Annotated in this window: 8 protein-coding genes; 3 read left to right on the forward strand and 5 right to left on the reverse strand. The window is 62.3% G+C overall.

What is annotated here, in order from left to right:
• Nucleotides 1-39: 39 nt before the first annotated feature.
• Complete coding sequence (locus G7025_RS09935; protein WP_181078590.1) at nt 40-858, reverse strand: M48 family metallopeptidase; 819 nt, start codon at nt 856-858, stop codon at nt 40-42.
• Nucleotides 859-1102: 244 nt separating this feature from the next.
• Here G7025_RS09935 and G7025_RS27250 point away from each other — a divergent pair, with 244 nt between their 5' ends.
• Nucleotides 1103-3241 carry a methyl-accepting chemotaxis protein gene (locus tag G7025_RS27250; protein ID WP_181078592.1) on the forward strand — a complete coding sequence of 713 codons (2139 nt, stop codon included), beginning with the start codon at nt 1103-1105 and terminating at the stop codon, nt 3239-3241.
• Between the two features lie 15 nt (nt 3242-3256).
• Here G7025_RS27250 and G7025_RS09945 read toward each other — a convergent pair whose 3' ends face one another.
• From G7025_RS09945 to G7025_RS09955, 3 genes are read right to left on the reverse strand one after another with little or no spacing between them, the layout of a single operon-like run.
• Nucleotides 3257-3877, reverse strand: coding sequence for an SOS response-associated peptidase (locus tag G7025_RS09945; protein ID WP_181078594.1), 621 nt, complete (start codon nt 3875-3877; stop codon nt 3257-3259).
• 36 nt (nt 3878-3913) lie between these two features.
• Nucleotides 3914-4174, reverse strand: coding sequence for a putative signal transducing protein (locus tag G7025_RS09950; RefSeq protein ID WP_181078596.1), 261 nt, complete (start codon nt 4172-4174; stop codon nt 3914-3916).
• 11 nt (nt 4175-4185) lie between these two features.
• Nucleotides 4186-4368 carry a CPXCG motif-containing cysteine-rich protein gene (locus G7025_RS09955; RefSeq protein WP_181078598.1) on the reverse strand — a complete coding sequence of 61 codons (183 nt, stop codon included), beginning with the start codon at nt 4366-4368 and terminating at the stop codon, nt 4186-4188.
• A 132-nt stretch (nt 4369-4500) separates the two neighbouring features.
• Between G7025_RS09955 and G7025_RS09960 the strand changes: the two genes are divergently transcribed.
• On the forward strand, nt 4501-5664 hold the full coding sequence (locus G7025_RS09960; protein ID WP_181078600.1) for a 1-acyl-sn-glycerol-3-phosphate acyltransferase: 1164 nt from the start codon (nt 4501-4503) through the stop codon (nt 5662-5664).
• A gap of 19 nt (nt 5665-5683) precedes the next feature.
• On the opposite strand, the gene G7025_RS09965 is transcribed toward G7025_RS09960, so the two are convergent.
• A complete protein-coding gene (locus G7025_RS09965; RefSeq protein WP_181078602.1) occupies nt 5684-5941 on the reverse strand; it encodes a hypothetical protein in 258 nt (85 codons plus the stop codon).
• 181 nt (nt 5942-6122) lie between these two features.
• On the opposite strand from G7025_RS09965, the gene G7025_RS09970 reads away from it, so the two are divergent.
• Nucleotides 6123-6332: a hypothetical protein gene (locus tag G7025_RS09970; RefSeq protein WP_181078604.1), complete on the forward strand. Its 210-nt coding sequence runs from the start codon at nt 6123-6125 to the stop codon at nt 6330-6332.
• Nucleotides 6333-6504 lie beyond the last annotated feature (172 nt).

The following is a 6504-nucleotide window of genomic DNA, read 5'->3' on the forward strand; positions in this document are numbered from 1 at the left end:
TGGGGCTTGCCCCCTCCCACATTGGATCTTCATCAGGCTTTAGGACTTCTTAGCCTGCTGGTAGAGCGGCATGACCTTGGGAATGGCTGCCTGCAGCGAGGCGATGCGGCTGTCGGAGGCCGGGTGAGTGCTCATGAACTCCGGCGGAGCGCCTTCGGAGGCCTTGGCCATCTTGTTCCACAGCGTGATCGCGGCGTTCGGGTTGTAGCCGGCGCGGGCGGCCAGCTCCAGGCCAATCAGGTCCGCTTCGTTTTCGTTACTGCGGCTGTTGGGCAAGGTCATGCCGTAGTTGGCCACGGTGTCTGCCAGTGCCAGGCTGTCCTGCCCCAGGCCGAACAGCGCGCCGGCGCCTTGCTTGGCCATTTCGATGCCGTAGGCCTTGGACATGGCTTCGCGGCCATGCTCGCGCAGGGCGTGGGCGATCTCATGGCCCATTACCGCCGCCAGTTCGTCATCGCTAAGCTTGAGATTGTCGATCAGCGCGCTGTATACGAAGATCTTGCCGCCAGGCCCGCAGTTGGCGTTCATCTCGTCGCTCTTGATTAGGTTCACTTCCCAGTTCCACTGCGCCGCATCCGGGCGGAAAGTAGGCGCCTGGGCGATCAGACGCTTGGCGATGGCCTGCACGCGCTTGGCGTTGGCGCTGGTCTTGTCCAACTGGCCCTTGCTGCTGGCTTCGCCCAGGGTCTGCTGGTAGGACTGGGCATACATCTGGTCGACTTCCTGGCTCGACAGCATGCTGAACATGTACTGCTTGCGCTCAACGCCGACGGCGCCGCCGCTGGTGGTGTTGACCGATTGACACCCGGCCAGCAGGACCGCTGCCGCCATTACACTGACCGCCAGTGATTTCTTCATCAATACACTCTCCCTGAAAAGACGACCTGAAAACATGGCGCGTATCGTAGGCGCTCGCGTGTATCGGCGCTAGATACACCAGACGTGTAACCGCTGAATTTCGGATACATCTCACATCTGCGGCTACGGCAGCGACCATTCCATTTGCGACAACCGACGGCCTTTTGAGCAGCAATCACTCATGCCCTGCGCGCCTGCGGCCGATACATAAAGGCAGCCCGTCTCTTCTGCGCTTGGAGTGCTCATGAAATTCAAGTCAATTCAGTTTTCCGTCGCCGCGCTGACCGGGGCCATTGTGCTGACCGTGGTCGCGGTGCTGGTGGCCTATGCCGTCTTCGCGGGTGCGCGCACCCAGGAGATGGTGCAGCAGCGCACCCAGGCGCAGTTCGAGCAGATCGTGGAGCAGCGCCTGACCGCCCTCGCGCAGACCCAGGCGACCCTGATCCAGCGGGAGCTGGAGGCGCCGCTGGTAACCGCCAAAAGCCTGGCCACCGCCAACGCCCTGCTCGCCATGAAAGACGCCAAAGGCGAACCCGCGTTGCAGGTCGGCCGTGAACAACTGATCAACCTGCTGCATGAAACGGTGGTGCGCAACCCGAAAATCCTCGGCGCCTACATCGGCTGGGAACCCAACGCGATCGATCATAACGACACCGCCTACGTGAACAGCCCCATCGTCGGCATGGGCGCCGACGGCCGCTTTATTCCGTGGTGGTACCGCAACGCCGATGGCAGCCTGGGCTTGGATAAACTCGCGGACGTGGCCGACCAGAAAATGCTCTCGACCGGCGTGCGCGCCAGCGAATACTACCTGTGCTCCAAGGAAAGCCAGAAACCCTGCGCCATTGACCCCGCCCCTTACAAGGTCGGCGACGTCATGGTGATGCTGGCGTCGTTTATCGAACCGATCATGGTCGACGGCAGGTTCCAGGGCATCGTCGGCGCCGATCTGTCGGTGAACTTCATTCAGGATATGCTCACCAGCGCCGACCGAGCCCTCTACGGCGGTGCCGGCGAACTGGCGCTGATCTCCAGCAACGGCCGCCTGGTGGCTTACACCAAGGACGCCGGCAAGCTCGGCGAAAAGGCCAGCGACCTGCTCGACGCCAGCGAACTGGCCGGCCTCAGCCAGCTCAAACCCGGCGAAGTGCGCTACACCATTGACCGTGAGCATGGGCATATCGAGTTGTTCCTGCCCTTCGGTATCGGCCAGACCGACGCGCGCTGGACCCTGATGATGCAACTGCCATTGGCGGCGGTGATGGCCGATGCGCAGACACTGCAAAGCGACCTGCAGGCCCAGCGCGAGACCGACACTGTCGGCATGGCGATTGTGGGCCTGGTGGTGGCCGGGCTCGGGCTGCTGGTGATCTGGCTGGTGGGCCACGGTATCGCCCGCCCGCTCAAGCAGATGGTGGCCATGCTCAACGACATCGCTCAAGGCGAAGGCGACCTGACCCGCCGCCTGACCAGCGACCGCGCCGACGAACTGGGCGCAATCGCCAGCGGTTTCAATACGTTCCTGATCAAGTTGCAGGGCATGATTACCCAGGTGGTGAGTTCGGTGCAGAAAGTCAGCGATTCATCGGAGCACACCGCCGATATTGCGATTCGCACCAACCAGGGCGTGCATAAGCAGATGGTGGAAATCGACCAGGTCGCCACCGCCGTGCACGAGATGACCGCCACTGCGCAGGATGTTGCGCGCAACGCCACCCAGGCCGCGCAAGCCGCCAGCCACGCCGACCAGGCAGCCAGCCAGGGCATGCGCATTGTGCGCGACACCTCGGCGTCCATCGGCGTACTGGCCGAGGAAATCGGCAAGGCCGTGGCGGTGGTGCAAACGCTGGCCAAGGACAGCGAGAACATCAATGCCATCCTTACCGCCATTCGCGGTATTGCCGAACAGACCAACCTGCTGGCGCTGAACGCCGCCATCGAAGCCGCACGGGCGGGCGAGCAAGGCCGAGGCTTCGCGGTGGTCGCCGACGAGGTGCGCAACCTGGCGCAGAAAACCCAACAGGCCACCGAAGAAATCCAGAGCATGATCCAGCAGTTGCAACAGGGCACGCGGGAAGTGGTGCGGGTGATGGAGGACAGTCAGAACCGCACCGACGAAAGCGTGCAACACGCGGCCAAGGCGGCCGAAGCGCTGGAGACCATTACCCAGGCTGTGTCGGTGATCAACGACATGAACACTCAGATTGCCAGTGCGGCCGAGGAGCAGAGCGCGGTAGCCGAGGACATCAATCGCAACGTGATCAATATCGGCCAGGTGGCCAATGAAGTGGCGGGCGGCGCGGACGAATCCAGCGCGGCCAGCGCGGACTTGACCAAACTGGCGGAGCAGCAGCGGCGGTTGATCAATCAGTTCAAGGTGTAGGGCGCGTCGACAGGCTCATGCCGGGGTCAGGCACTCCGGCCCATTGAGTTTGGGATCGTTGATCAGGTTGGCCAGGACCCGCTCGCGCAACGCGCTCGGTTCGCTGGCCAGCAATGCCTGCAACACGGGCAGCGGCGTGTCAGGGTTGAGCCAGGCCGCCTGCCCGGCCGCATCCAGGATCAACGGCCGGCGCTGACTTTGCGCGGCCTGCGTCACCACCGCCGTACTCAGCCACACCTGTTCCTGCACCGGATAAGCTTCCCAGATCGCGGCAAAAAACACGCTGGAGCCCTCCCCCGGTGTCAGCCAGTAGGGGCGCTTGCGCTGCGTGCCGCGCCATTCGTAAAAGCCATTGGCCGGCAGCAGGCAACGGCGCTGACGAAAGGCTTCGCGGAACATCGGTTGCTCGGCCACGGTTTCGGCGCGGGCATGGGCCGGGGTGCGGGACATATCGGTGAGCCAGGGTGGCGTCAGCCCCCAACGGGCGCGGGCCAGAGTGAGCTGCTCGCCTTCCAGGCGCTGGATCAGTACCGAGTCATTCGGGGAGATATTCCACTGGGCCTGCTGGTCGGCCGGAAAGCCCGGCAAGGCAGCGAAGGCAGGATTCCAGCGAAACAGGGCATAACGTCCACACATGGGGCAACACGACTCTTGGGTAAACCGGCCGACAGCCTAACAGACCAGCACGTCGGGGAAGCTGTCGGGTTCATCGCCGGGCATCGGTTGCGCGCCGATATAGGCGGTGATCAGTTCGCGCGCCTGGAGCGCTTGGTCGTTATCCACTTCCAGTCCCAGCAGGCCGAAGAGCGGCAATTCGCCGGTACCGCCCAGTAAGTGTCGACCCACCAGGTGCGCCTCGATGCCCTCGCTGGCGAGCATCTGTTGCAGCAACTCGCCTTCCATCAGGTTTTCGGGTTCATAGATTCGCTGCATGGGCGTACCTGTTATTCGTTCTCGGCGCGGGTTTCGAGCATCCACTCTTCACCATCCACCTGCAGATTGAAACTGATCGGCCTGCAGCATACCTGGCAGTCTTCTATGTAGGTCTGGTCGCCGCCGGACAGATCCACCGACGTCTCGACCGACTCGCCACAATAAGGGCAATCGTACAGCGCAGATTCCAGCATGGCAGCCTCCAAGGTGACTTGTGCGTATAATCGCCGGTCTATTTACAGGGCTATTCTCGGCCGGACCCATTCCCCGGACCGCACCCTGGCATTTCCTTTACTTACCCTAGCCGTTTCTAACAAGAGAGCATGATGGGCGAATTCGATACCATCCGACCTTACAACGACAGCGAAGTCCCGGCGGTGCTGGCGCGGCTGTTCAGTGACAAGGCCTTTCTGGACATCCTGACCCACTTCCGCTTTCCACGCTTTGCCGGCACCCTGGGCTGGCTGCTCAAGCCGATGATCGCCCGCAAACTGCGCCGTGAGTTCGCCGGCGTCACTACCGTGGCGACGCTGCAGGATAAAGTCGAGTATTACGTCGACCACACCATCGACCGGGCGACCGACGGCGTGACCTACACCGGCGTCGAGCAGCTCAAATCGGGCACCGCCTACCTGTTTCTGGCCAACCACCGCGATATCGTGATGGACCCGGCCTTCGTCAACTACGCCGTGTACCACGCCGGCCTGCCGACGCCGCGCATCGCCATCGGCGACAACCTGCTGCAAAAGCCGTTCGTCAGCGACCTGATGCGCTTGAACAAGAGCTTCATCGTGCACCGCTCCATCACCGGGCGAAAGGAAAAGATGGCGGCGTTCAACCTGCTGTCGGCTTACATCAATCATTCGATCCGCAACGACGGGCAGTCGATCTGGATTGCCCAGGCTGAAGGCCGTGCCAAGGATGGCGACGATCGCACCGAATCGGCGATCCTCAAGATGTTCCACGTCAGCCGCAAGGACGAGCCGTTCGCCGAAGTGATCCAGTCGCTGAACCTGACGCCGGTGTCCATCAGCTACGAATACGACCCCTGCGATGCGGCCAAGGCGCGCGAATTGTATATCCGCGCCACCACCGGCACCTACTGCAAGGCGCCAGGCGAGGATGACGTGAGCATTGCGCTGGGCATCACCGGCTACAAGGGCCGGGTGCACATCAACTTCGCGCCGCCGATTACCGAGCGATTCGAAGACACCAAGGTACTGGCGGTGGAAATGGATCGGCAGATTCTCGGCGGCTACCGCCTGTTCCCGGTGCACTACCTGGCGTATTCGCAGTGGAGTGACGCCGACCCGCAGTTGGCGGTGCCGAGGGCCGAAGACCTGTTTCCTGCCGACGAACTGGCCAAGGCGAAGACTGAGTGGGCGCGTCGCTTGAATGAGTGCCCCGCCGAACACCGGCCATTCCTGGTGGTGCAATACGCGACGCCGGTGCGCAATCAGTATCGGGTCAAGGCTGGGATCCCGCTCTAAACACTTACTTTGCGGTGTTCTAAAGGTGCGTGCTGATCCACGAGGTCAGCAGTGCCAGCCCAAGGCAGGCGAGCCCGATGCGGTAGGCCTGCCGGTGCGCCCGCTCGGTGTGCACATCCAGAAACAGCATTGGTTGGTCGATTGCGCGTTCTTCGCTTTGCGCGGTCAGCTTGGCCATGGCGCGGCGCTCGCGCAGGCGGGTGACGAACAACAGCGCGGCGCCTGTGCAGGCGACAGCCAGCGCAACAGCGTTAATCAGTAGTGCGGGCAGTGCCATCGCAAACCTCGGTGAAACGTTGCCTGGGTAACCGTTTGGATACAACCTCACGCGCACCTCGCCGGCTGCGCCTGTAGGGTCGCGCCCCATGGACGGCTAATCTATCCAGTAATTCAGTGCGTCACCTGAACGTCACCTTAACAGTCCACTCTGTTGCCCTTCGAACGCTCAGGAGCTTGCCATGCTGCACGCACAAAACCAGGACCGGCTGTATCTGATCGCCCAAAGCGACGAACAGGAGGCGCTGATCGACAGCCTGGCGTTCAACGTTCAGGACCGTCATTGGCTGGTGTATTGCGCCCTCGGCGGACACCAGCACGCGGACTTGCCGGAGACCGATCAGCTGACCGGCGTCAGCCTGCTGGACTTTTTTATCGACACGGCAGCCTGAAAGCGCAGGCGAAAAAAAACCGGGCCAGTTGAGCCTAATGCCAGTCAGTTAAGGAGGAACACTGTAACTGTGGTGAGCGGGCTTGCCCCGCGTTGGGCTGCGCAGCAGCCCCAATAGGAGCGTCGCAGTATGCCAGGCAGCTCCGGGACTATGTTTTGGGGCTGCTTCGCAG

Origin of the sequence: Pseudomonas lurida (assembly GCF_013522705.1) — a bacterium.
Taxonomy (GTDB): domain Bacteria; phylum Pseudomonadota; class Gammaproteobacteria; order Pseudomonadales; family Pseudomonadaceae; genus Aquipseudomonas; species Aquipseudomonas quebecensis.